This window comes from Zhongshania sp. (assembly GCF_041584495.1).
GTDB lineage: Bacteria > Pseudomonadota > Gammaproteobacteria > Pseudomonadales > Spongiibacteraceae > Spongiibacter.
On sequence record NZ_JBFHDY010000049.1, the window covers coordinates 1 to 25,005 of the forward strand.

22 protein-coding genes are annotated in these 25,005 nt (G+C 50.4%); 20 read left to right on the forward strand and 2 right to left on the reverse strand.

The genetic code is table 11. The features are described from left to right. Positions 1–117 precede the first annotated feature (117 nt). Positions 118–2,010, reverse strand: a complete 1,893-nt coding sequence (locus ABYP33_RS09795; protein ID WP_373090661.1) for a transglycosylase domain-containing protein — start codon at positions 2,008–2,010, stop codon at positions 118–120. Positions 2,011–2,438: 428 nt separating this feature from the next. On the opposite strand from ABYP33_RS09795, the gene ABYP33_RS09800 reads away from it, so the two are divergent. The 12 genes from ABYP33_RS09800 (at position 2,439) to ABYP33_RS09855 (ending at position 14,771) form a co-directional block, all read left to right on the forward strand. Continuing rightward, positions 2,439–2,579 carry a hypothetical protein gene (locus tag ABYP33_RS09800; protein ID WP_373090662.1) on the forward strand — a complete coding sequence of 47 codons (141 nt, stop codon included), beginning with the start codon at positions 2,439–2,441 and terminating at the stop codon, positions 2,577–2,579. A gap of 755 nt (positions 2,580–3,334) precedes the next feature. Then, complete coding sequence (locus ABYP33_RS09805; RefSeq protein ID WP_373090664.1) at positions 3,335–3,517, forward strand: alpha/beta fold hydrolase; 183 nt, start codon at positions 3,335–3,337, stop codon at positions 3,515–3,517. 300 nt (positions 3,518–3,817) lie between these two features. After that, entirely contained in the window at positions 3,818–4,834 is a 1,017-nt protein-coding gene (locus ABYP33_RS09810; protein ID WP_373090665.1) for a nucleoid-associated protein, read from the forward strand. A gap of 542 nt (positions 4,835–5,376) precedes the next feature. Continuing rightward, positions 5,377–6,681, forward strand: a complete 1,305-nt coding sequence (locus tag ABYP33_RS09815; protein ID WP_373090666.1) for a porin — start codon at positions 5,377–5,379, stop codon at positions 6,679–6,681. A 50-nt stretch (positions 6,682–6,731) separates the two neighbouring features. After that, positions 6,732–8,357 (forward strand): BCCT family transporter, encoded by a 1,626-nt coding sequence (locus tag ABYP33_RS09820; RefSeq protein WP_373090667.1) that lies wholly within the window; start codon positions 6,732–6,734, stop codon positions 8,355–8,357. 69 nt (positions 8,358–8,426) lie between these two features. Further along, positions 8,427–10,307, forward strand: coding sequence for a putative nucleotidyltransferase substrate binding domain-containing protein (locus ABYP33_RS09825; protein WP_373090669.1), 1,881 nt, complete (start codon positions 8,427–8,429; stop codon positions 10,305–10,307). Positions 10,308–10,316: 9 nt separating this feature from the next. Beyond that, on the forward strand, positions 10,317–11,069 hold the full coding sequence (locus tag ABYP33_RS09830) for a 3'-5' exonuclease (protein WP_373090671.1): 753 nt from the start codon (positions 10,317–10,319) through the stop codon (positions 11,067–11,069). A gap of 169 nt (positions 11,070–11,238) precedes the next feature. Then, entirely contained in the window at positions 11,239–11,406 is a 168-nt protein-coding gene (locus ABYP33_RS09835) for a hypothetical protein (RefSeq protein ID WP_373090673.1), read from the forward strand. 103 nt (positions 11,407–11,509) lie between these two features. Then, positions 11,510–13,141: a FadD3 family acyl-CoA ligase gene (locus tag ABYP33_RS09840; protein WP_373090675.1), complete on the forward strand. Its 1,632-nt coding sequence runs from the start codon at positions 11,510–11,512 to the stop codon at positions 13,139–13,141. Positions 13,142–13,149: 8 nt separating this feature from the next. Further along, positions 13,150–13,656 (forward strand): Lrp/AsnC family transcriptional regulator, encoded by a 507-nt coding sequence (locus tag ABYP33_RS09845; protein ID WP_373090676.1) that lies wholly within the window; start codon positions 13,150–13,152, stop codon positions 13,654–13,656. A 10-nt stretch (positions 13,657–13,666) separates the two neighbouring features. Continuing rightward, positions 13,667–14,137 (forward strand): Lrp/AsnC family transcriptional regulator, encoded by a 471-nt coding sequence (locus ABYP33_RS09850; RefSeq protein WP_373090678.1) that lies wholly within the window; start codon positions 13,667–13,669, stop codon positions 14,135–14,137. Between the two features lie 115 nt (positions 14,138–14,252). Beyond that, a complete protein-coding gene (locus ABYP33_RS09855; protein ID WP_373090680.1) occupies positions 14,253–14,771 on the forward strand; it encodes an RDD family protein in 519 nt (172 codons plus the stop codon). 97 nt (positions 14,772–14,868) lie between these two features. Here the strand turns inward: ABYP33_RS09855 and ABYP33_RS09860 are convergent, their stop codons facing one another. Then, the gene (locus ABYP33_RS09860; protein WP_373090681.1) at positions 14,869–15,312 is read right to left on the reverse strand and encodes a two-component system response regulator; all 444 of its coding nucleotides are present in this window, start codon (positions 15,310–15,312) and stop codon (positions 14,869–14,871) included. Between the two features lie 219 nt (positions 15,313–15,531). Here ABYP33_RS09860 and ABYP33_RS09865 point away from each other — a divergent pair, with 219 nt between their 5' ends. From ABYP33_RS09865 to ABYP33_RS09900, 8 genes are all read left to right on the forward strand, one after another. Continuing rightward, complete coding sequence (locus ABYP33_RS09865; RefSeq protein WP_373090682.1) at positions 15,532–17,223, forward strand: NAD-dependent malic enzyme; 1,692 nt, start codon at positions 15,532–15,534, stop codon at positions 17,221–17,223. Positions 17,224–17,645: 422 nt separating this feature from the next. Continuing rightward, a complete protein-coding gene (locus tag ABYP33_RS09870) occupies positions 17,646–18,521 on the forward strand; it encodes a CoA transferase subunit A (RefSeq protein ID WP_373090684.1) in 876 nt (291 codons plus the stop codon). A gap of 23 nt (positions 18,522–18,544) precedes the next feature. Beyond that, positions 18,545–19,348: a CoA-transferase subunit beta gene (locus ABYP33_RS09875; protein WP_373090685.1), complete on the forward strand. Its 804-nt coding sequence runs from the start codon at positions 18,545–18,547 to the stop codon at positions 19,346–19,348. A 94-nt stretch (positions 19,349–19,442) separates the two neighbouring features. Beyond that, entirely contained in the window at positions 19,443–20,522 is a 1,080-nt protein-coding gene (locus ABYP33_RS09880; RefSeq protein ID WP_373090687.1) for an NAD(P)H-dependent flavin oxidoreductase, read from the forward strand. Beyond that, positions 20,519–21,271, forward strand: coding sequence for an enoyl-CoA hydratase family protein (locus ABYP33_RS09885; protein WP_373090688.1), 753 nt, complete (start codon positions 20,519–20,521; stop codon positions 21,269–21,271). Before ABYP33_RS09880 ends, ABYP33_RS09885 begins: the two co-directional genes overlap by 4 nt. Positions 21,272–21,370: 99 nt before the next feature. Then, positions 21,371–22,543 carry an acyl-CoA dehydrogenase family protein gene (locus ABYP33_RS09890; RefSeq protein WP_373090689.1) on the forward strand — a complete coding sequence of 391 codons (1,173 nt, stop codon included), beginning with the start codon at positions 21,371–21,373 and terminating at the stop codon, positions 22,541–22,543. A 168-nt stretch (positions 22,544–22,711) separates the two neighbouring features. Next, entirely contained in the window at positions 22,712–23,767 is a 1,056-nt protein-coding gene (locus tag ABYP33_RS09895) for an acyl-CoA dehydrogenase family protein (RefSeq protein WP_373090690.1), read from the forward strand. A 205-nt stretch (positions 23,768–23,972) separates the two neighbouring features. After that, positions 23,973–25,005: acetyl-CoA C-acetyltransferase (locus ABYP33_RS09900; RefSeq protein ID WP_373090691.1), on the forward strand; the 1,033-nt coding region annotated here is incomplete at its 3' end.

Below are 25,005 nucleotides of genomic sequence, written 5' to 3' on the forward strand. Positions count from 1 at the left end.
GTCATTGCGACAACGTGATCACCCATTGCGATAAGTCCCGTAAAGTGATCACTTTACATCGCAATGAGTGATCACGTTCGTTCGCAACAGGTGATCACGTTGCGTCGCAGGTGGTGATCAGGTTGGGTCGTAATACGCAGGGTCTGTGCGATCGAGCAATAGTTCCCGCGAGCCTGGGATCTCCATAGCGTAGTAGCGAGTGACGTCGCGCATCATGCGGATAAACACGAGGTTAACCGAGCGATTTAAAGCTTCTGCTACGGTCAGTACTCGGGAGTTGTCCTGTTTGTCAAAATTACTAAAGGTGTGCAGTCCACCCCCCGTGAAAAAGGCCTCGGCTGGGCTGGCGGAATAGCTTCGCTGCATCGCGGCGTCGAGTAGCTGTTGCAAAGGGATATTCGCGTCGGCGATTAGTCTGTCTAGGGTCCACTGGCGCAGTGGGTCTTCAGCGACTTTACGCGCAAAAGCGAGGTCTTTAGGCGATAGCGCCCGGTATTTTACGTAAACTTTTTCAATAATGTCTAAGTAGGAAATGAGCGTCCGCAATTTCGCTGTTGAGCCAAGATCGAGCTTTGAACCAGCGTTCATGTCGAACGGCAAGTCGAGGTTGTCGGTCTGTACGCGCAGCACATTGCCTGTGGGTGTGCGTTCGTATAACAACACGCTGTAATTGAGCGCGCTAAGTTGCCCCTCACGCAGGAGCTTTTCACCGAGTAAGCCGGACTGTTTGGCGTAGTCAAGATCGGTGGCTTGTTTGAGTAATTCGGCAATTTTTACTTGAGTGTCGCCAGCTATAGTCGATTGTACGGTGAGATCGAGACGATCAAGGGTGTACAAGCTGCGTACACCCAGCAGATTCATTAGCTCGTTGCGGACATTATTGACTGCTTTTCGTGAAATAAAAGATGGCGTGGCTTGGCTGCGCTCGCGTTCGACAAAATGCAGTTTCTGCGCTAGGGCGGCGTCGCGCAATTTTTCGCTGATAACGCCGTTATTGGTCAAAATACGTAAATAACGTGTGGTGAGGGCTTCCAGTTCTTCGCGGCCCTGAAGCAGGTAAAAAGACGGGCGCCGCTGTGATAATAACAAGCTTAAGGCGGCTTTAAACACCCTTGCCTTCTCCTCAATGCTAACCACGTCACTTGAGGCGGTGAGTGCATAATTCGCGTAGGCAAAATCGATCCCGTACCACTGTTTAAGGCCATCGCCAACCCCGTGAATCTCGCCGTGACCGGCGCGACCTGACAGCGGCGTTGAATTTAGGTAGCTCAGCGCGATTGCCTTTCGGGCGTCGCGGCCGCTTAAGCCAGAGTGGTAGTGGCGTACACTGGCCGAGACAATTTGCTTCAGTTTGTCATTGTGGTCGGCCGTCATGCCATTGGGCGAGTAGCGGTATTTTTCCATCTGTGTCGCAAGGGTGCTGCCCCCTGGGCCGCCCTCGCCGGGGTGGAGTATGCGCGCAAGTGCCGCCTGCGCGAGCCGATCCCATTCCACTACAGGGTTTTTGTTTGGGTGTTGATCAACCAGCAATTCGCGGTTTTCAATGAAGAGTAGGGGCTTTAGCAGCAGTGGAGGAATATTGTTAAATGCAGCGTAAACATGCTCGGGTTCCCGCGAGGAAAACAGCGTGTTGCTATTGCCGATGATGTTTAGCCCACTTTGGGCTTTCTCGCGGTAGGGCGGATTGCCTCCCCAGCGGCTGTATTGCATTAGGCGATCTGAGAAATTTGCCTGAAGGCTAATATGATAGCCTTTTGCCTGCAATCGCTCGCTAAACTCAGGGAGGCGGGTATAGCCATTTTGGATGTTGTAAGGGCCGTGACTTGGGTGCCACGTGGCCTCGGCTGGCCCTTGTTTTAATTCAACCTCAAGGTTGGCCGCCAGCTTGGCGAAATAGCGCGACTGGAAATAAGATGTTTGATATTCAAAAATACCAATGCAAATTATGACCACCAGGGTGCCTAGGGCGACGTAGAAAAAGGACTTAGTTAGACGTGTTCGGGTAATCACAATATTAAAGCCAGTGTGTCAGGTTAATTCACATTGAAGACTAGTCTTGTAAAGTCATCGTTATTTTCAAGGTTAGTCGGTTGCGGAGCATAATCCAGCGTCAATATCAGCGATAGGGCTTTGGCAGGTTTATTTTTGCTGGAGGAGTTAATCATGTTGTTCGGTGAGATAAGGAAACGCAGTATAAATTGATACCCTGTATTTATCCTTCTGTCTCCTTCGTTGGCGGCATTACTTTAGAGGGGGCCTTGAGCGCGTATAAATGGCTAATTGGGCCAGTTTATTGTGGTTAGCATGGATGCAATTTAATTTGTGGAGATGAATAGACAATATAACTGCCATTTATCGTTGTAAAAGTTGGTATTGGCTCGGCCGTAATCTGCATTCTGGTATGCGCCTTACTGGTCGAGATATGAGGCTACACGTAAATGAAAGTCAGTCGTTGGTTTGCCGTGGCTCTGCTAGGGCTGGCGCTATCGGTCTTTTTCTTGGTGCACAACATTGGCAGCGGCCTCAATGCAATGAGTGTGCATAATGGCAACGGGGTCACTAATGTGAGCACAGGTTGAACTTACGCCGGATTCCTGTTGAAAGCAATTATAGTGATGGGCAGCTTGCTGGCCTCGACTCGCAAAAATGCCATGTACTATGGACTGGGCCCGTTAAGCCGGCAGACGAGACTACGACGCCAACTGGTGGAGTACCACGGCCTATGGTTGAGACGACTTTCTGATACCAAACCCGCAAAAGCGCTACGCCTTCAACAGCGAGAATATCTTCCGCAACCCAGGCGGCCGCTGGGTGATTTTTGTGGCTGCCTTGGAGCAAGCTGCAAACTGGCTATCTTTTGGGCCCTCGCGGGCGGTGTGCGGCGTAAGCGTTCAGGGCGCGCTGTTGATTTGTTATTGCGCCGCTATACGTCTAGTGAGGCTTATCTTGAGCAACCGAATCTTGTGATGGCAGCTCTCTACCATCGAAGTTGCGTAAAGCAAGCTTACAATACCTTGTATATTAAACTTCGCGCTGACGAAGCCTGTTGTGGGGTGGTGCGGCCCAGTCCAGTTCTAGGTTAGGGCAGTTGTATTTACAACTTGGTAGAGGGGCCGCTGTTGATCGACGCTAAGGTGCCGGAACGCTATTGGTCTGTGCCGCTTTACTAGATGCCTATGGATAAATATGCCGGTATGAGCAATCGCACCGGTGCAAGGCCTGAGTTTTTGCCTTTGTTAGTGGCCCGGCAAGCGCTACGGTATTGCTGTTAGATGCCTTATCTTCCTGCGGTAGCTGAGTCGACGCCTTATAAGCGATTACTGCGCAGACCTTGGTGATTCATGGCAAAAGTGATCCCTTATTACCAGTCGATGGCGGTATAGACACCGCCAAACCTATTCCCGGTGCTCGCCTTGAATGGATCGATGGCATGGGCCACAATCTGCCAATTCCGCTTTTGCCAAACTTAATAAGCGCTCATTCTCACCTGCGTTCACGTTCGGCGGGTGATCTCTGATATAGCGCATTCCGACAGCTACTTCGTCGCTGAACCCGCCTGTGTAGGGAGTATCATCCGGCGAAAAAGTGGTATAGCGGGTGCGTTGTCTGCTGGAGTTGATTAATGTCGTACTGATTACTGCGGCGATCTCCCTGTGTCGGTACAATAAGCACAGAATACAAGCTGAATAGCGTTTCAGAATTTTTCATTTGTTCTGGTGGAAATAATTTGCTGGTGGCATATTTTTTAATCAGATACGTGTTCGAATTGATTGGGGGCCGAATTGCCGTTAATTATTTATAATGAGTGGAGTAAGTAATGATCGATGTAAGTACTGCGCGATTAAGTAATATCGTGGTGCACCGAGTGGGTAATAGGGTACGCGAAGAGGGTATGCGTCTCGCCGAAAATGAGTCGGAAGTTAGTGAATCGTTGGCTGAACTGCTGATTAAAAGCTATTTAAGCCCTCTCGCAAAGCAGAAAGAGGTGTACGATTTCTTTCATGAGTCTGACTTGTCACTGAATACTGTTTCTAATATTACCGGAAAGCTATTTTCTGAGCAGAGTGGTTTTGTGCTGCAAACCCAGGCGATAGCCAAGCATTTATACGCAACATCGACACATCAAAATATATCTTCTGGTGATCTTGTCTTTTTACTCTTTACTGGGCTTAAAGTTGACGATATCGAGTTAAGTGGTCTTGCAATATTGAAAATAGAAAATAAAGATTATTTTCTTGAGATAGCTGAATCATCGGATTCATTTGACATTATTGAAAGATCGGGTATATCGCTAAATAAAATACAAAAGGGTGCCTTAGTGCTTCCTGACGAACAAGGTGTTTTTGTTGTCGATAATCTTGGCCAGAAAACGAAATACTGGAAGGATTCTTTTCTAAAGGTATCGCCACGAGCAACATCAAAATCTTACGCTAAGATATGTGGCTCTATCTTGAAGGGAATAAGTTCGAAAATTGAAGATTCTCAAGATGTTGCTGATTTGAACGAGAAAATTATCGAAAAAATAAACTCCTCAGAGATTACGTCGATAGCAGAGATAAAGGATATTTCCTCTCAGTACATTGATTCAGAGGCCTTGTCTGAAGTGATATCCGGTGTGGTAAGCAGTAGCGGTGTTGATATTGCCGATGATTATGAAATTAAGTCTCAAGACTTCGCAAAGCAAGCAAAACCAATAACCAGTCGAGTCAGAGTAAGAGCTGGTGTGGGTTTGGTGATAAGTGATTCAAAATACTCTGTGTCGGGTGTTTCCATTACCGATAACCAAGACGGATTTCAGGCGGTAGTCAACATAAAAGCGCGAAAAGAAACGTAGTAACCCTGTGAAATCGCTTCCCGAGTTTAAGTTAAGTGAAAAGCTGGCGGACTCGGTGTGCTGGTCTATACTCAATTTTAATGTTGAATATCGGGGTTTATAATAACTATTCTGAAGCGAATTATTGGCAGTGCGTTGAGTGGCAATAATAATAGGAAATTTTCTGATTTACCCAGCTGTCGCGAATCAGCGGAACTAATGTTAAGCTGTCAGCGTTGGCGCTTACTTTAGATATTGTTGAAAATTGAGCGTAGGCGTATAGATCGTTAGATGAATGGCTAAGCGAATGCGTAAATCGGCGACGAGACCTAATAATGCTATTCCTTTGCATAACAGCAATTTTATCAAAACTCACTAATGTAAATGTCGAATGCATATTATGGCGCAGGACGGTTGATTGCTCAAATAAGAAGCCTCCCCAATCAGATTGCGCCGATTATTTTCGCTGAACACAAGACGAATTTCTTATACTCCGTTAAATGAATTCTGAAGTGATAGCCGATTCGTTAGCTTAGTCCAATCTTTAATCGTAGGAAATAATCATGAATAAGCATCGTTTATTATTGATTTGGCTCGCCAGTACTTTTGTTGGTCCGGCTTATGCTCAAGCTGTGTCCGTTTCCGCGGCAGAGTTAAATAGCCTCAAAGCTCAAATTTCTGCACTGCAGGCCAAGCTGGCCGAAATTGAAGCGCAAGCCAAAGCCAATACAACAAGTGTGGCGGTAAATGCTCAAACACTTGCTGAACAGAAGCCAGATAGCGCTGCGCCGGAGAAAGCGAAGTCTGAAGATGGCATCACGGTAGGGGGCGCGATTCGCACTAATTTCAATTATACCTCATATAGCGAAGGTAATAAGGATCGTGATGGCGATTTCGATTTCGATATCTTTCGATTGAATCTGCGAGGCGAAATCGGCGATGTGTCGCTCAATGGCGAAATACGCTTCTTTGATTATATGACGGCGATTAAATACGCCTATGTAGGTTATCAATTTAGCGAGCACTGGGAAGTGAACACAGGTATCACTAAGGTGCCCTTTGGTAATAGCCCCTATAATTCGCAAAATTATTTTTTTAGTACCAATTATTATCTCGGTTTAGAAGATGACTTCGATCTGGGCGTTGTATTCAAACGCCGTGTTGCTAATAATTGGCAATTAGATTTAGGTTTCTTTAAAAATGATGAGCTCGGTGGCGTAGACGGATACGTCGATAATCGCTCAGATCGCTACTCCTACGATATTGTCGGCGCTCGTACCGCCGGCGAAGGAATTTATGATGAGCCGGGCCAAGCCTTGGCTGAATACAACACCTTTAGTGGTCGTTTTGCCTATCATTTTAAACAAGGCGAGCTAACGACTGAGGTGGGTGTGTCTGCGCTAAGTGGCGGTATACATGACGGTGAGAGCAGGGCCGGCGATTATCAGGCCTTGGCATTACACGCCACTAGCCAATACCAACGCTGGCATGTGCAGCTACAGCACAGTGAATATCGCTACGACATTGATCAGCTAGAGCAAATTGCCGTTGGCGCCTACTCGTTCTACGACACCATTGCTGCAGAAGCGACGGCTACTACGCTAAATGTCGCTTATGATTTACCCGTCAACTTTGGCGCAGTAAGCGGTTTGCAATTTTATAATAACTACGGCGTTGTTTACGACAAGTCAGATGACACCGCCAATACTGTGATGAACGTTACGGGAGTGTCGGTCGCGGCAGGTGGTTTGTTCACTTACTTTGACTGGGTGCATGCTAAAAATCAGCCCTTTGTGGGTGGCAGTGGTGTCGGTGATAGTGGTGATTACGAGCAGCGCTTTAATATCAATATCGGATACTACTTTTGAACGAAGGAAATGCATACACATAAACGAACACACGTACTAAGGATAATCTGATGACAGATAATAAGGATCCCATGGTTCCTGATGGCCAGGTCACTCCAATAGATACCGACTATCAAGTAGGCCAAGACAATATTGTGTTGAATATAGGGCCATTTGGCTTAGATATACACAATAGGGTGTTTTCTTTCTCTGCTTTCGCGGTAATTGCTTTTGTTGCGCTTACGCTGTTTCTTCAAGAGCAAGCTGAGCCGCTGTTCAGTGGCGTGCGGAATTGGCTAACGTCTAACTTAGATTGGTTTTTTATTAGTGCAGCAAATGTTTTTGTACTGATATGTTTGCTGCTAGTGGTCTCGCCACTAGGGCGTGTGCGTTTGGGTGGCACGGAGGCAACGCCAGACTATAGCTATTTGGGCTGGTTTTCGATGCTGTTTGCCGCTGGCATGGGTATTGGCCTGATGTTTTATGGCGTTTCTGAGCCGCTGACGCATTTTACGACCTCATTTGCCGGTACGGCAGCCGAGAACGGGACGCGCAGCGACTGGGCTCCCTTAGGTGGCGCCGTGGGCGATGCCGAGTCAGCTGAACGCTTGGCGATGGCCGCAACTATTTATCATTGGGCGCTGCACCCGTGGGCTATTTACGCGGTAATGGCCTTGGGTTTAGCTTTGTTCTCTTTCAACAAGGGCTTGCCGTTAACGATTCGGTCTGTATTTTACCCGCTTTTAGGTGAGCGAGTTTGGGGTTGGCCTGGGCATATCATCGATATTTTGGCCGTGTTGGCAACAATATTTGGCTTGGCGACGTCCTTGGGTTTAGGGGCGTCCCAAGCGGCCTCCGGTTTGAATTATTTATTTGCTATTCCCTTGGGCGGAACCACTCAAATCCTGCTTGTTATCGGGATCACCGCTATTGCGTTGATATCTGTGGTAAAGGGCTTGGACGCCGGCGTCAAAAAATTATCTGAAATCAATATGATGCTCGCGATGCTGTTGCTGGCTTTTGTGGTAATTGTTGGCCCAACGTTGGCAATCGCCACCGGCTTTATTGACAACATCATTGCCTATTTCCGCTACTTGCCGGAGCTAGCCAACCCGGTAGGCCGCGAAGACAGTAATTTTGCCTCCGGCTGGACGGCATTTTATTGGGCGTGGTGGATATCGTGGAGCCCTTTTGTGGGGATGTTTATCGCCCGAGTTTCGCGCGGTCGCACGGTGCGGGAGTTCATTATTTCGGTATTATTAATACCGTCTACGGCCTGTGTGTTTTGGATGACAGCATTTGGTGGCACTGCGATAAAGCAAGTGGTGGCCGATGGTTATCAGAAAGTAGTTGACGCTGATTTGCCTTTGCAGCTATTTAATATGCTCGATGTATTGCCGTTATCCAGCATTACCTCTTTTATCGCTATTGTGCTGGTAATCGTGTTTTTTGTTACCTCGTCTGATTCCGGGTCGCTCGTGATAGATGTGATTTCTGCCGGGGGCAAGGTCGATTCGCCAACGCCGCAGCGGGTATTTTGGTGCCTATTTGAAGGCTTGGTTGCCGTCGCACTTATTTTGGGTGGCGGGCTGGTCGCTTTGCAGGCAATGGCCGTGTCGACAGGTCTACCCTTTACCCTGGTGTTGTTGGTTGCCGCATTTTCGATGATTAAGGGCCTGATGTCTGAGCCCAGATAATAGGTAACTTGGTGGGGCGCGTCTGGAAGAGATTCTGGTCGAGCTGATAGTCAATCACGGAGTAGGATAATGCTGGCCGAGCAATCCGAGGTATTGGATTTTTTCAGGCGTCACCCGCCATTTGCAAATTTACCTGATGACGTGCTGGCTACGGTAGCTGCAAATGTTGAGGTCGCGTATTACCGGGCACAGTCGGCTATTTTGGCCTTGGGGCAAGATAATCATCAATGGTATGTGATCCGCAGTGGCGCGGTTGAGGTTTTTCGACGAGACGGGCAACTGTATAATCGCTTAGGTGTAGGTGAATTTTTCGGCGAGCACAGCTTAATGTTGAATCGCCCAGTTCGCTTTCCCGTGACAGCCCTAGAAGATACCTTGGTATATCTCATTAGTGACGAGGCATTTAATTATTTATTCGATAATTTCGAGCATTTTGCTGACTTTGTTGAAGTAGAAGACCAGACGCGTTTGCGTCAATCTATCGGCAAGGGCGAAGACGAAGACTCCTTGCTAACCGCTAAAATAAGCACTTTAATCGCCACCTTACCCGTTACGGTGGCGAGTACCACTACTGTGCATCAGGCCGCGATTCGCATGACTGAGGAGAACGTATCCTCGTTGCTAATCACCCTTAACGAACAGAACCAGCCAGGGCGGCCAGCTCAGGTGGTTGGTATTGTTACCGACTTGGATATTCGCGGGCGCCTAGTGGCGATGGGCTTAAGTAGTGATATTCCGGTGGCCAATATTATGACCACCGAATTGATTTATGTGCAAAGTCATCAGTTTGTCTTCGACGCGATGATGCTAATGCTTAAATACAAGGTGCAGCATCTGCCAGTATTGAAAAAAGGCGTACCGGTTGGCTTGATTAGTCATCTTGATATTTTGCGTTACGAGTCGCAAAACAGCTTGTTTGTCGTCAAAAGTATTTCTAATGCCCAAAGTGTTAATGAGCTTGCTGTGCTTCTGCCTGAAGTTCAAGCGTGTTTCGTGCGTATGGTTCATCAGGACGCCAATTCGCAAATGATTGGGAGTGCGATGGCGGTGATAGGCCGGAGTTTTAAACAGCGCTTATGCGAGCTGGGCGAGGCCGAGTTGGGCGTCCCTCCGGTGTCTTATTGCTTTTTAGCCTTGGGCTCAATGGCGCGGGGTGAACAGCTCATTGTGACGGATCAAGACAACGCCCTTATTCTTGATAATAGCTTTGTTGCTGAACAGCACGACGCCTATTTTAGCGCCTTGGCGAATTTTGTTAGTGACGGTTTGGCACGCTGTGGCTATCTTTATTGCACTGGCAATATAATGGCCAGCAACACCAAGTGGCGCCAACCTCTAGCCGTTTGGCGGAAATATTTTAATGAATGGGTTGAAAAGCCCACCGCGGAGTCATTGTTACACAGCGCTATTTTTTTCGATTTGGAAGGTGTGTGGGGACAGTGCCAATGGGCGGAAGAGTTGAATCAGTTGATTCGCCAAAAGGCGCAAACCAATGCGCGATTTTTAGCTTGTATGGCCCGTAACGCCTTGCTTAGAACGCCACCATTGGGTTTCTTTAAGGATTTTGTGATGGAAACCGATGGTCGCCAAACGAATTCGATTAATATGAAGCGTCGAGGTACCGGTCCCATTGCCGACCTTGTGCGTGTGCATACCTTGGCGGTGGGGTCGTCGGCGCGTAACACCTTTGAGCGCCTAGAAGATATTATTGCGGCAGGGATATTGCCCCCGGGTAGGGGGCTTGATTTGCGAGATGCACTGGAATTTATTGCGATGGTTAGAATTCGTCACCAAGCATTGGATATTGAATTGAAGCGTGAGCCAGATAACAATATTGAGCCTGAGCATTTGTCGGACTTTGAACGGAAAAATCTTAAAGAAGCGTTTCAAATACTAAGCAATGCCCAGCGTTTTCTAAAGTTCAGGTATCAGCCGGGTAGGGTAGGTTGAGAAGTTTTCATGTTTTATCTCGCTAAAAATCAACTTTCCGGCCAAGCTCAAGCGATGCCGCAGGGCAAACGATTGGATTGGTCTAGTCGGTTTGCTTTTTTGGCTGAGGCGAGTAAACATCCCAGCTTAAAGGCCTTTTATCAACACGGCGTTGTTGCCGCGTCCACCCCAATTGCCGATGTGTCTTTGGTGGCTTTGGATTTTGAAACAACAGGCTTAGATCCACGTTGCGATAGCATTGTTAGTATCGGTTTAGTGCCTATGAACATAAGTCGGATACGCTGCAACGGTGCAAAGCATTGGGTCATTAAACCAGAAACGCGCCTGCATCCAAGCTCAGTCATGATTCATGGCATTACACATTCTGTTGTAGAAGATGCCCCTGAGTTTCCCACCATTATTGATACGCTGCTCGCACATTTGCGGGGTAAGACGGTTGTTGTCCATTACAGCGCGATTGAGCGACGTTTTCTGCATGCGGCATTGATGCGCCATATTCAGGAAGGAATAGAATTCCCCGTTATCGATACGATGGAAATAGAAGCGCGATATACTCGTACCTGGCGGCAGACTTTATGGAATGGCTTAATGGGGCGCCAGCCTAGCTCAATTCGTCTCACCGATAGCCGCACTCGCTATCATTTGCCCTACTATCGACAACATCATGCCTTAACGGATGCCATAGCCTGCGGCGAGTTATTTCAAGCGCAATGCGCAACGCACTTTACGCCAAGTACGCCGCTCAGCGCATTATGGAGTTGACGCTATGGGCTGTGCTGAATTCCCATAAAAAGTGATGCAAACACTACTTAGTGTTTGCATAGTATCCCCAGCTAATCAGTCAGTGTAAATAAGGGTCAAAGCGTATGGTGTGGATTAACTTAAAGCCGTTCTAGCATCTTATTTTAATTAATGTAGGTTTAATCGGTCGGTGCTTGATAATAGTATTGATGCGCTAGTGCTGTGGTTTGTCATTAATAAAATCGGCGTCGTGAGTGTGCTTATTTCTATCTCGGGCACCACGGCGCCGTCGAAGGGCGGCATGATCATGTTGTGTTTAGGTAGTATGCCTAGTAAGCCGTCTGAGATTTTATTGTAATGCGTAATTTATTATTTAAAAAAATACGCAATTATCTTGTCGTGGCTCGCGCATCCCCCTAGACTTGGGTCTGTTGGACATTTAAACAGGACAGTCTTCGCCTATGTTGCTGGAAAACTCACCGCAAAATACCACTATGCCGCTGACTCTACCGAGGCTTTTCGGGTGGGCCGCGCAGCAATTTGGCGCTAAAGTTGCCATTCGCGAAGCGGGTCGCGACATTTCTTATAGCGCTCTCAACGATTTACGCCGATGTGCTGGCCGTGCCTTTATGGCAATGGGGGTTGGTCATGGTGACCGAGTGGCCATTTGGGCGCCAAACAGTGCCGAGTGGATTGTGGCCGCGGCGGGCGCTCAGTCAGTAGGGGCTATTCTCGTGCCGCTGAATACCCGCTTGCAGGGCTGCGAGGCCGCCGATATATTGGCTCGCGCTGGCGTTACGGTGTTGCTTACGGTAACGGCGTTAGAAAAGGGTGAGCCGCTGGCGATGCTAGCGGACCAAGTTCTGCCGAATTTACAGCAGCGAATTTTGCTGCCTTCTACTGCCGCAGGCAGTGTTGCTACAGCGATAAGTTGGGCAGATTTTTTGGCGAGCGCGTCGCCGCAAGACGACGCCAAATTCATTGCCGCCGAGCGGGCCGTGAATCCTTTTGATAGCGCCGATATGCTGTTCACGTCGGGCACCACAGGCAAGGCCAAGGGCGTCTTGTGCAGCCATGAGCAGAACATTCGGGTATTCCAGAGTTGGAGTGCGACGGTTGGGCTGCGCAGTGACGACAATTATTTAATTGTGAACCCCTTTTTCCACTCTTTTGGTTATAAAGCCGGGTGGTTGGCGGCTATTATTAGTGGCGCGACCATTTTGCCGGTGGCGAAGTTCGATAAGCGCAGCGTGTTGGAGATTATTGAACGCGACAAAGTGACGATGTTGCCAGGCGCGCCCTCGCTGTATGAAATACTCTTGAATGCACCAGAGCGTGGCGACTACGACTTGTCGAGCCTGCGCTTGGGCGTCACGGGTGCCGCGTCTGTGCCGGTGCAGCTGGTGCGGGATATGCGAGATATTCTCGGATTTGAAACCGTGGTTACCGCCTATGGCTTGACTGAGTCCACTGGCGTGGTCAGTATTTGCCGCCCAGAGGATGAACTAGAAACTATTGCCCGCACGTCGGGGCGCGCGATAGAGGGCGTCGAGTTGATCTGCGCCAACCCCAATACTGGCGCAGAAGTGCCTCGGGGCAGCGAGGGCGAGGTTTGGCTGCGGGGCTATAACGTGATGCAGGGCTATTTTGATATGCCTGAAGCCACCGCCGAAGCCATTACTGCCGACGGCTGGTTGAAGACCGGCGATATTGGCGTAATGGACGAGCGCGGCTATTTGCGTATCACCGATCGTTTGAAAGACATGTATATCATGAACGGCGAGAATGTATACCCCGCCGAAGTTGAAAACGTCTTGTACGGCTTGCCTGGGGTTGCACAGGTCGCGGTCGTTGGCGTGGCCAAGGCACCGCAGGGCGAAGTGGGTATGGCCTTTGTGGTGAAAAAGCCAGCGAGCGATTTAAGTGTGCAAGCCGTAAGCGAATATTGCGGCCAGCAATTGGCTGGGTATAAGTGCCCCTTTTATGTCGAGTTTGTGGAGGCTTTACCGCTAAACGCCTCGGGCAAAGTGTTGAAAACGGAATTAAAAGCCCTGGCGGTAGGCCTGCTGGGTGGTAAAAAGCAGAATAGCTAAGGTAATTAATGATGACAGAACTCGAAGGCGACGATCATTTACGTCCCGCGCCATCTCAGCATATGGATGAGGTGGATCATCGTATTGTTGCCCATTTGCGCCGAGACGGTCGCATGGCTTTTAAGGCCTTGGCTGCTGAGCTGGGCTTGACTGAGGCCACGGTGCGCTCCCGAGTCCGTCGCCTTGAAGAGGGTGACAGCTTGCGGGTTGTGGCGGTGACGGACTACGAAGCAGTTGGCTATTCGATGATGCTGGCGGTGGGGATTCAAGTTGAAGGTCGTCCCGCTGATGCTGTTGCAAATGATTTGGCAGCTTTTCCTGAGGTGTTTTCAGTGTGTCAGGTGGTGGGCACCTTGGATATTGAAACCTTGGCGGTGGCCAAAGATCAGGAGAGTCTCACCGCGTTACTGGTGCGGTTAGGTGCGGTGCCGGGCGTGCGCAAATTGCAGCCGTCGGTGGCGCTGGATGTGTTAAAAAATCAATCGAACTGGGTGCCCTTTGGGCACGGTGTTTAGGGCGGTGACCGTGGCTAAGAAGCAGTTAGACGAACTCGATCGTAAAATTCTTGATGGTTTGGCCCAAGACGCCCGGATTAGTAATCGCAAAATTGCCGCCGATTTAGGTATTACCGAAGGCACCGTGCGCAGCCGCATCAAGCGGATGGAGAGCGAAGGTCAGGTTCGCATAACGGCCATGACCAATATCGCCCGCCTGCGCAACCCGACCTTGGCGTATATCTGGGTTGAAGTGGAGCGCAGCGCGCAGTGCGACGACGTGGCTGACCAACTCGCGGCAGTGCCTGAGATTGGCTTTGTCGGCAAAATGTTAGGCCGCTCGGATATCTTGGTTATTACCTTAGTGCGAGATAATGCCGAATTAGCGCACTTTTTACACAGTAAAATTACTGGCATGCCCGGCGTGCGGCGCACCGAGTGCTCCCTTGGGGTAAATTTTGTTAAGCACGACTACCGCATGAGTCGCATCGTCGACGGCTGAACTCTGATCTCAGGTGCTACTGGCTGCGCTTGCGGTCGTAACAAACCAATATTACCGTTGTCTACTTGATGCATAATTTCTCGTGGGAACAGTGAAATCACAAACCGGAGTCGCAATGAACGAGACACAACAAAGCCCTGAAGAGACGCAGTTGAATTACGCCGGATTCTGGGTGCGAGTGTGGGCGTCCATTATTGATACTGTGCTTTTTGGTCTATTACTGGTGCCTGTTTTCGCGTTAACAATGGGCGAGGCTCAGTGGTCTAGTATCGAGCGCGACGGCATGCATGCCTCGACCATGAGTTTTCAGAGTATGGGTATGAGTGATGGCGTAAGTGTGCTGCTTAACTACATTCTGCCAGCGCTCGTGGTCATTATTTTCTGGACGTATAAGTCTGCAACGCCTGGGAAACTGCTGATGAAAATTCGAATCGTCGACGCCAAAACCGGCGGTAAACCTACCACCGTGCAATGGTTGATTCGCTATATTGGCTATTATGCTTCAGCCTTTGTGTTTATGTTGGGCTTTATTTGGGTTGGTTTTGATCGGCGTAAACAGGGTTGGCACGACAAGCTTGCCAGTACGGTTGTAATTAGCGATAAGATAAAGGAGCCGGTTCAATTTAAAGGCTAATTCTGCCTGTTAGAGGCGGGCGATTTTTACCGATGTGAATTAAGCCCAAGCACGGGCAATAATTTGTATTTGCCATTCTAGCTGCAGCTAATCACGGTTAGGCTAAACGGAGGTGATTGCTTAGTGCGCGCTCACGATCAAGGCGGCGCAGACCGGCTTGCAGTCGTGCGCGTAACTCGTCCCGCGCTGCCGGCTTGCAGATGAAGTCATCTGCGCCCGCATCTATGGCCGCAATCATATCTGATTGGGCGCAACGGCCGGTCAGCATGATAAAATAGGGATCGCCCATCGCGGGGCTCTGACTGACGCTTTCACAAACGGCTAGGCCACTCATGCTCGGCATTTGCCAGTCACAGATGACGATGTCCACGTGTTTAACCAATAGAATTTGTAGCGCGTTACTGGGTTTGTCGCAGCAAATGGTGGTGAAGCCAAAGCTCTTAAGTATGATTTCTAGGCGATATAGCTCGCTGGGCGTGTCGTCAATAAGCATGACTCTTGCCGCTGGTACTGTATTGACTGGCTGCCCGCTGTCGTTCATATCTTTATAATCCTCTTCACCGGTAATCGTAGTAGGATGTTTTGCAAGTTTCGCGCCTTATTTTAAGTTTTTGATATATATAGATTTTTTTGATTGTTTGCGGTGCGGCTAGCAATTTGCGAGGCGTTGCGCCTTGCGTTTTAATTGGCGCTGCTAGTGAGGACTAAAGTTTGTTAACATGCGCCGCCTATTCCCGTGTAAGCCAGAGACGAATGTTCCATGAATTCAGATAAGCCCTTATATATTGCCTACGCTGGTCCTTTGCTATTGGAGACGCCGCTGCTAAATAAGGGGTCGGCGTTTACTGAAAAGGAGCGGCGTAGTTTCAATCTAATGGGCTTGTTGCCACCGCGCTACGAAAATATTGATGAGCAAGTTGAGCGCGCCTATCTGCAATACTGCAGCTTCGAAGAACCGATTAACAAGCATATTTACCTGCGTGCGGTGCAGGACAATAACGAAACCCTGTTTTATCGTTTGCTTAATGACCATCTCGAAGAAATGTTGCCGATCATCTATACGCCGACGGTGGGTGAGGCGTGTGAACACTTTTCCGATATTTATCGCAGTGCGCGGGGCATATTTGTGTCCTATGAAGATCGTGGTTACATGGACGATATTCTGCACAGCGTCAGTAAGGATCGCGTTAAAGTATTGGTGGTAACCGACGGTGAGCGCGTGCTGGGCCTCGGTGACCAAGGTGTCGGTGGCATGGGTATCCCCATTGGCAAGTTGTCGCTATACACCGCGTGCGGGGGTATCAGCCCAGCCTACACCCTGCCAGTTGTACTCGATGTGGGTACCAACAACCAAAGCTTGCTCGACGATCCGATGTACATGGGCATGCGCCATCCACGTATCGGCCGGGCAGAGTACGACGAATTTGTCGATCAGTTTATTGCGGCGGCGCAGCAGCGCTGGCCCGGTGTACTTATTCAGTTTGAAGATTTCGCACAGCCGAATGCCATGCCCATTTTGCAGCGCCATAAAGACAGTGTTTGCTGTTTTAATGACGATATTCAAGGTACTGCAGCGGTAACCTTGGGGACCGTGTTGTCGGCCTGTAAACGCAAAGGCGAGCGCTTGCGCGATCAAAGTATTGTGTTTGTCGGTGCAGGTTCGGCGGGCTGCGGTATTGCGGAACAATTGATTCGCGCTATGGTGGAAGAGGGTCTAACGGACGCCGAGGCGCGCTCGCAACTCTATATGGTAGACCGCTTTGGCCTTGTGACTCAGGGCATGGATGGTTTGTTGGAATTTCAGGAGGCGCTCGCGCAGCCGACTAAGCCAGATTGGCAGTGCAATGGGCTTGGCTACCCTAGCTTGCTGGATGTGGTCAGTAATGTTGATGTGGGAGTGTTGGTTGGCGTGTCTGGTAAGCCGGGATTGTTTACTGAAGACGTTATCCGTCAGCTGCATCGCCGCTGCGCCCAGCCCATCGTGCTGCCGCTAAGCAATCCGTCGCGTCATGTTGAGGCGCGCCCTGAGCAAATATTGCAGTGGACCGATGGTCAGGCGATTGTCGCCACCGGCAGCCCGTTTGCGCCAGTGGAATATAAAGGCGAGCGCTACGATATTTCTCAGTGCAATAACAGTTATATTTTTCCAGGTATCGGTTTGGGGGTGGTTGCCAGTAAGGCCCACCGCGTGAGTGATGGCATGCTAATGGCGGCCAGCCGCTGCCTTGCTGAAGCCTCCAGCGCTCACCATGAGCGTCGCAATGTGGTATTGCCACCGCTGACCGCGCTGGCCGAACTGAGTAAAACGATCGCCTTTGCGGTAGCTAAGGTTGCTCAGGCAGAAGGCTTGGCGAATGAGCGCAGCGACGACGAACTGCGCGGCGATATTGAGCGTAATTTTTGGACGCCGCAATACCGTGAATATCGCCGTATTGCAGCGCGAGCGCGCTGAGCTAGTTTTCAGGCTTGTCGATATCGCCAAAGTCGCGGCGCAGCGTTGGTGCGCGCCGCGGTGCAAAATCTTCCGTGCTTGATCGGCTGGCAATACTCCTCAATTCTGTCTGCGATTTAAGCTACATCGGCTGCAAGGCTGCTGCAATACCCACAGTAAATGCGGCGATTCTCTCCATTTAGTTCCCCTGCCATCTCTTTTCAATGAAAGCCCCTGTCGCGAAACAAGTCTCTTTGTTGGGTATTTCTTATCACGATAACTATAACCCTTAATCTAGAATTAAATATTGCAATATTTAATGTTTTGCGCATTTGTATGGTGTTATATTTACGTATATAGTAATTCGGGCGGTCGTTGACTTTGTTTTTTGGCTTCCAGCCGTTACACATCATTCCCGCATTGGGTGAACAAAAGGAGTGCTCGTGAATAAACAAATGAGTCTGCAGGAAATCGTTGCTCAGCTGCAGGATGGCATGACCATCGGTATTGGTGGCTGGGGGCCGCGTCGCAAGCCGATGGCCCTGATTCGCGAGATTCTTAAATCTGATCTCAAAGATCTCACTATTGTTGCTTACGGCGGCGCTGACGTCGGCATGCTGTGTGCGGCGGGCAAGGTGCGCAAGCTGGTATTTGCCTTTGTGTCGCTGGACTTTATTCCTCTAGAGCCTTACTTCCGCGCTGCTCGTCAGGGCGGTGATTTGGAGGTTATGGAAATCGACGAGGGCATGATGTTGCTGGGTTTGCGCGCAGCGGCCTGGGGTTGCCCGTTTATTCCGACCAAAGTGGGCTTGGGCACCGACGTCATTAAATTTAATCCCGATATAAAAGTCATCGACAGCCCTTACGACGACAAAGAGTGGGTTGCTATGCCTGCACTCAAACTTGATGCCGCGCTGGTTCATGTTGATCGTGCTGATATACGCGGTGTTTGTCAGATCAAGGCACCAGATCATCATATGGACGACTGGTTTGTGCGCGCCGCTGCTAAAACCTATGTGACGTGTGAGGAAATCGTTGAGGCCGATGCCTTTGCCGAGCCGGCCGATGCTCGTCTTGTCTTTTGGGAGCGCAATTTCACTAGCGGCGTTGCACTGGTTCCCGGTGGCGCCCACCCGTCATCGTGCAGTCCCAATTATGGTTTTGATATTCCGCACTTCCAAGAATACAACGCCTCGGCCAAAGAGGGTGGTTTTGCCGCCTATTTTGACAAATACATTAAAGACAGTAGCGAAGAAGAATATCAGGCCAAAGTTGGCGGCTTAGATGCCATTCGTAAACTGCCTCAGCCCGTCTATTAATCGGTTAACAGGAGAGAATTGAAATGAGTACACCTGCAAGCGATTACAGTTTGGCGGAATTGATGATTTGCGCGAATGCCCAGGCCTATGCCAATGACGGCGAAGTATTGGTTACCGGCATCGGTGTTTTGCAGCGCCTTGCGGCAAGTCTGGCAATGCTGACCACGAATCCCGGCATTATGATGACAGACTCGGAAGCATGGATTTTATCCACGCCAAATCCAGTGGGTAAACGGCCCGTAGACTTTGTGCAGATGAACGAAAACTGGATGGGTTTTAGTCGTATTTTTGACAATGTGTGGAGCGGTCGTCGTCACCTTACCGGCGGCCCGACCCAGATTGATCGCTTCGGTCAGTCAAATATCTCTGCCATGGGTGGCACTTATCAACAGCCCAAGGTCCAAATGTTGGGTGTGCGGGGTTTTCCCGGTAACTCTATCTGCCACGCCAATAGCTATATGGTGCCTGCTCACGGCAAGCGCGTATTTATTGAAGGCGAGTGCGATGTGGTTTGCACCATCGGCTATAACCCCGAGCGTCTGCCCAAGGGCTATAGCTTTGACGAAATCGATTTGCGCTGCGTCTACACCAACTTGGGTGTGTTTGATTTTAACGGCCCGAATCGGCAAATGCAGATTGTTAGCCTGCATCCCGGCGTTAGCGTAGAAGAAGTGATCGAAAACACCGGCTTTGAAGTGCATGTGCCGGCTTCGATTGCTGTAAGTACCGCGCCAACCGAGGAGCAGTTAGACATTATTCGGCAAATGGATCCTCATAATCTGCGCAGCAAGCAGCTGAAGGATAATCCGCCGGGAGTGCGGGCGTGATACTGGAAAACGCTGGACGGGAGACGGGAGGCGCTAAGGGCTGCTTCTGCGTCTTCCGTCTCCCATCTAGCGTAACGCGAACAAGGCAAAGTGCATGTCAAACCTACTAAACACCCGCATCACCGAACTCCTCGGCTGCCGCTACCCTGTTATTCAAACGGCGATGGGCTGGGTGGCTGATCCTAATTTGGTGGCCGGTACAGGCAATGCCGGTGGTTTCGGTTTTCTCGCTGGTGCGACGATTCCTCCTGCGCAAATGGAAGCCGATATTCTCAAAGTAAAGTCGCTTACCGATGCGAGCTTTGGCGTTAACTTTCATATGTATCAGCCGAATGCGGCGGAGATTGTCGACCTTGTGATTAAACACAAGGTTAAGGCAGTGAGTTACTCGCGCTCGCCGGGTAAAGACATGGTCGCCAAGTTAAAAGATGCGGGCGTGGTGTGCATGCCAACCGTTGGTTTGCCTAAACACGCGATTAAAGCCGTGGAAATGGGCGCAGATGCGGTCACGGTTCAGGGCGGCGAGGGTGGTGGTCACACCGGCTCGGTACCCACAACATTATTATTGCCGCAAGTGGTCGATGCAGTGGGCGCGCAAGTGCCGGTGCTCGGCGCGGGCGGATTTAAAGATGGTCGCGGCTTAGTGGCGGCTATGGCTTTCGGGGCCGATGGCATTGCCATGGGCACCCGCTTTTTATTAACGAAAGAAAGTCCGGTTCCGGATGCGACCAAGCAGCGTTATCTCGATTGCAAAAACCCGGCAGAAATTATCGTTTCTCAAGCGCTCGACGGTATCCAGCAGCGCATGATTCTCAACCGGTTTTTAGGTGAGTTAGAGCGCGCAGGCAACCTCAAAAAATTAGTGATCGCACTGCGCAATGGTTTGGCATTTCGTAAATTCACCGGCGCCAGTATTTTTGGTCTACTGAAATCAGCGCTGGCAATGAGTAAAGACGGTGACCTTACGCCAGCGCAAGCCATTATGTCGGCGAACGCACCCATGATTATCCAAAAGGCCATGGTTGATGGGCGGCCTGATGACGGGGTTTTACCATCGGGTCAGGTCGCTGGCGTCATTGACCAGTTATTGAGTTGTGAAGAATTAATTAGCGGTCTGGTAGCAGAAGCCGAAGCCCAATTACAGCGTCTGTGCACGCAGGGAGCAAACCAATGAGTCTGCCATTTTCTACCCGTATCGATAGCGGCATTGCCGAGATGATTTTTAATCATCCGCCCGTTAATGCCTTTAACAGTGTGGGTTGGTTCGCGATTGCCGCCGAACTAAACGCCTTAGGTGAAAACGCCGACGTGCGAGCAATTATTATTGCTGCAGAAGGCCGTGGTTTTTGCGCCGGCGTCGACATAAAAGAACTGGCCGCCAACAGCGCCATGATCACCAGAGTGAACAAGGGTAATTACGATACTTTTAAAGCCATTCATCGAAATCCCAAGCCGGTTATTGTTGCGGTGCACGGTTTTGTATTGGGTGGTGGTATTGGCATTAGTGGCGCAGCCGATGTTTTGGTTGCATCTGAGTGTGCGACTTTTGCCGTGCCTGAAGTGGATCGCGGCGCCATGGGCGGCGGTGCGCACTTACAGCGAATGTTCCCCGTACAAAAGGTTCGCTATATGTACTTCACCGGCGAGCCTATTGACGCGCAAGAAGCTTACCGCTTAGGTGCAGTCGAAAAGGTTGTTCCCCGTGACCAGCTGCTCGACACCGCTAGAGATATCGCGCGCAAAATTTCCGCGAAATCGCCGCGCATGCTGCAACTGGCCAAAGAAGCATTGAACGGTATCGAAGACGGTAACTTGGAAGATAAATACCGCTGGGAGCAAGGCTTTACCCAGGAAGCTTATGTAGATCCAGATTCCCAAGAAGCCAAAGACGCCTTTGTAGAGAAGCGCGACGCGAAATTCTAAGGTAATGGGAGATGCTAGACGGGAGATGGGAGACGCAAAAGAACGTGGTTTTGCGTTTTCCGTCTCCCGTCTAGCGTACTGCGAATAACGGGATACATCATGCAACTCGAATACACCGAACAACAAAACGCCTTCCGCAAAGAGGTCCGCGCTTGGCTTGCGGCTAACGTGCCTACAGAGCCGCTACCGAGCTTCGACACCGAGCTGGGATTTCAGCAGCACCGCGAGTGGGAGGCCAAGCTTTACGAAGGTCGCTGGGGGATGATTACCTGGCCGGAAGAAATGGGCGGCCGCGGCGCTGATTTATTGCAGTGGTTGATCTTTGAAGAAGAGTATTACGCTGCGCGCGCACCGCTGCGGGTAAATCAAAACGGTATATTTCTGCTTGGCCCCACCTTGATGGAATACGGCACTGACGAGCAGAAAAAACGATTTCTGAATGGCATGGCGACCGGTAAAGATATCTGGTGTCAGGGTTGGTCTGAGCCCAATGCCGGTTCGGATATGGCGGCCATTCGTTCTACGGCGACATTGAGCGAAGACGGCAGCCATTACATTATTAATGGCCAAAAAACCTGGTCTACCCGCGCGGTGTGGGCCGACTGGTGCTTTGGTATGTTTCGCACCGATCCCGCCTCAGAGCGCCATAAAGGCCTGACGTTTATCTTGGTGCCGCTGGAAACAGAAGGCATCACCGTGCGACCGATTCCGCAATTGGATGGCTTGCCCGGCTTTGCCGAAATCTTTTTTGATAACGTCAACGTAGCGGTCGACTGCCGCTTGGGGGGGGAAGGCGAGGGCTGGAATGTGGCCATGGCCACTGCTGGATTTGAACGGGGTTTAATGCTGCGTTCGCCAGCGCGTTTTCAAGAAACGGCTAAGCGTTTGGTAAATTTATACAAAGCCAATCAGGAATCTGCTGATCAGGATTCCACCGTGCGCGATGCGGTTTTACGCGCTTATATGGATGCCGAAGCCTACGCTTTAACGACCTATCAAACCGCTTGTCGCTTAATACAGGGCGGCAAAATTGGCGCAGAGGCATCGACCAATAAAATATTTTGGTCTGAGCTAGATCAACAGATGCATGGCTTAGGTTTGAAAATATTAGGTGCTCGCGCTGAATTGCTGCCCCATGCGCCAGATGCCGGTGATGTGGGTAGTTGGTTAGACGGTTGGTTGTTTGCGCAGTCGGGGCCGATATACGCAGGTACCAATGAAATACAACGCAACATCATCGCCGAAAGATTGCTGGGAATGCCGCGGAAGTAACGCAGGGATCTTTTTGCACGCTGGCTGCGTTAAAAATATGCTCGGTTGGTCACGTATTAAATATACGCTCTCGCCCTGCGCGTATTTTTGCCTTGCCAGCGCACAAAAATCTGCGCTGCTCGGTTTGGTAGTTGGTGAAGAGCGAAAGTAAATAGAATAGGCAACGGAATGGATTTTACATTTAGCGAAGATCAGTTGTTATTTCAGGAATCGGTAAAAGACTTTCTGATTAATGAAGTGACGCCAGAAACAATCCGCGCCGCTTGGCAGACGGATATCGGTCGCAGTGACGGCCTTTGGCAGCAGTTTGTTGAACTGGGTTTGACCGGGATTACTGTGCCAGAAGCCTTTGGCGGCTTGGGCATGAATGAATTGGATTTTGTGCTGCTTGCCCAAGAGGCGGGTTATGTTGCTCTCTCCGAACCTTTGGTGCATAGCGCATTGGTCGCTGTGCCGACTATTTTGCAAATAGATAGCAGTGAGTTTTCGGCCCAGTGGCTGCCAAAAATTGCCGCCGGTGAAGCCAAGGTAGTGGTGGGCTTGGCCATAAATGGTTTGGTTGAAGACGCGCATATCGCAGACTTACTGATTTTGGAACATGGCGGCGCCTTGTATGCCGTGACGCAGGAGCAAGCGACGCTTCGCTATAATGAGTCGATTGATCTTGGCCGTAAATTATTTGCCGTGGCATTTGACGTTGCCGCTGCAATTAAGCTTGCCGACGGCGATGCGGCTCAGCAAATAATTAACGGTGCATTGAATCGTGGCGCTCTCGCCGCAGCGGCGCAGGCCCTCGGCGCCACCCAGCGCATGATTGATATCTCCGTTCAGTACACCTCCGAGCGCAAACAGTTCGGTGTGGCTATCGGCACCTTCCAAGCCGTAAAACACCATATGGCCAATATCGCTTATAAACTCGAATACGCCAAAACCCCGGTGTATCGCGCAGCTTATGCACTGGCCAATGACCTCAGCAGTGCCGGGCGCAATGTCAGCCACGCCAAAATTGTTGCCTGCGAAGTCGCCGATTTAGCAGCAAAAAACAGCATACAAGTCCACGGCGCCATGGGTTACACCTGGGAAATGGATTTACATATTTTTATGAAACGCGCCTGGGCATTAAACAGCAGCTACGGCACTGCGGGATTTCATAAACAGCGCTTAGCGGCGTATGTGTTTAGTGAAGAAGCGCTGTTGGGTGCGGGGAATACCTTTGCAGCTTGAGCGGGAGGCGCTGGACGGGAGACGGGAGACGCAAAAAATTGGCTCGTTAGGGGCTGATTGTAGTGAGGGTCTTTTTCGAGTAACCCAGTTCCTGTACCGGAATAGAAAAGCGAAATTTAAATTAAAAGTATGCAGGACTGAGTTGGCTTAGCGTCTTCCATCTCCCGTCCAGCATTAAGCGGAACGAAGCAAAAGAGGAATAATCATGGCTGAAGCCTATATCGTTGATGCAGTACGCAGTCCCACCGGACGCCGTAAAGGTGGTCTTGCTCATGTGCACGGCGCCGATTTGGGTGCTCACGTTTTAAAAGCGATTGTTGAGCGCAATGGCATTCCCGACAATGAATACGACGATGTGATCTTTGGTTGTGTCGATGCCATCGGCCCGCTGGCGGGTGATATTGCTCGCAGTGCGTGGCTGGCGGCTGGTTTGTCTGACGAGGTGCCGGGCACCACGATCGATCGCCAGTGTGGTTCCTCGCAGCAGTCTGTGCATTTTGCGGCGCAGGCCATTATGTCCGGCACCATGGATGTGGTGGTCGCGGGTGGCGTACAGACCATGACCCAAATTCCGATTTCGTCGGCAATGACCGCGGCGCTTCCCATGGGCTTTAGCGATCCGTTCTCGGGTTCAACTGGCTGGGTAGCGCGCTACGGTGCCGAGCCACCAACCCAGTTTAAATCGGCACAAATGATTGCTGATAAATGGGGCTTTTCTCGCCGCGATCTTGAAGAGTATTCTTTCGAATCTCACCAGCGAGCCTTGCGTGCGATTGCTGAAGGCCGCTTTGATCGCGAGATCATCCCTTTTGGCGATGTCAACATGGATGAGACGCCACGCAACTCCAGTCTAGAAAAAATGGCTGAGCTGGATTTCCTGTTCGGCTGCGACAAAGTGACCGCCGCCGTATCGAGCCAGACCTGTGATGCGTCCAGCGCAATGTTATTGGTCAGCGAGGAGGCGTTAAAGCGCTATAACCTAACCCCACGCGCTCGTATTCATCACATCAGCGTGCGCGCCGACGACCCGATTTGGATGCTCACCGCACCGATTGCGGCTACCGCGTACGCCTTAAAGAAAGCTGGTATGTCGATGCAGGACATTGATCTTGTTGAAATCAATGAAGCCTTCGCGTCCGTGTCTATGGCCTGGTTAAAAGAAACCGGCTACGACCACGCTAAAACCAATGTTAACGGCGGCGCCATCGCCCTTGGTCATCCACTGGGTGCCACCGGCA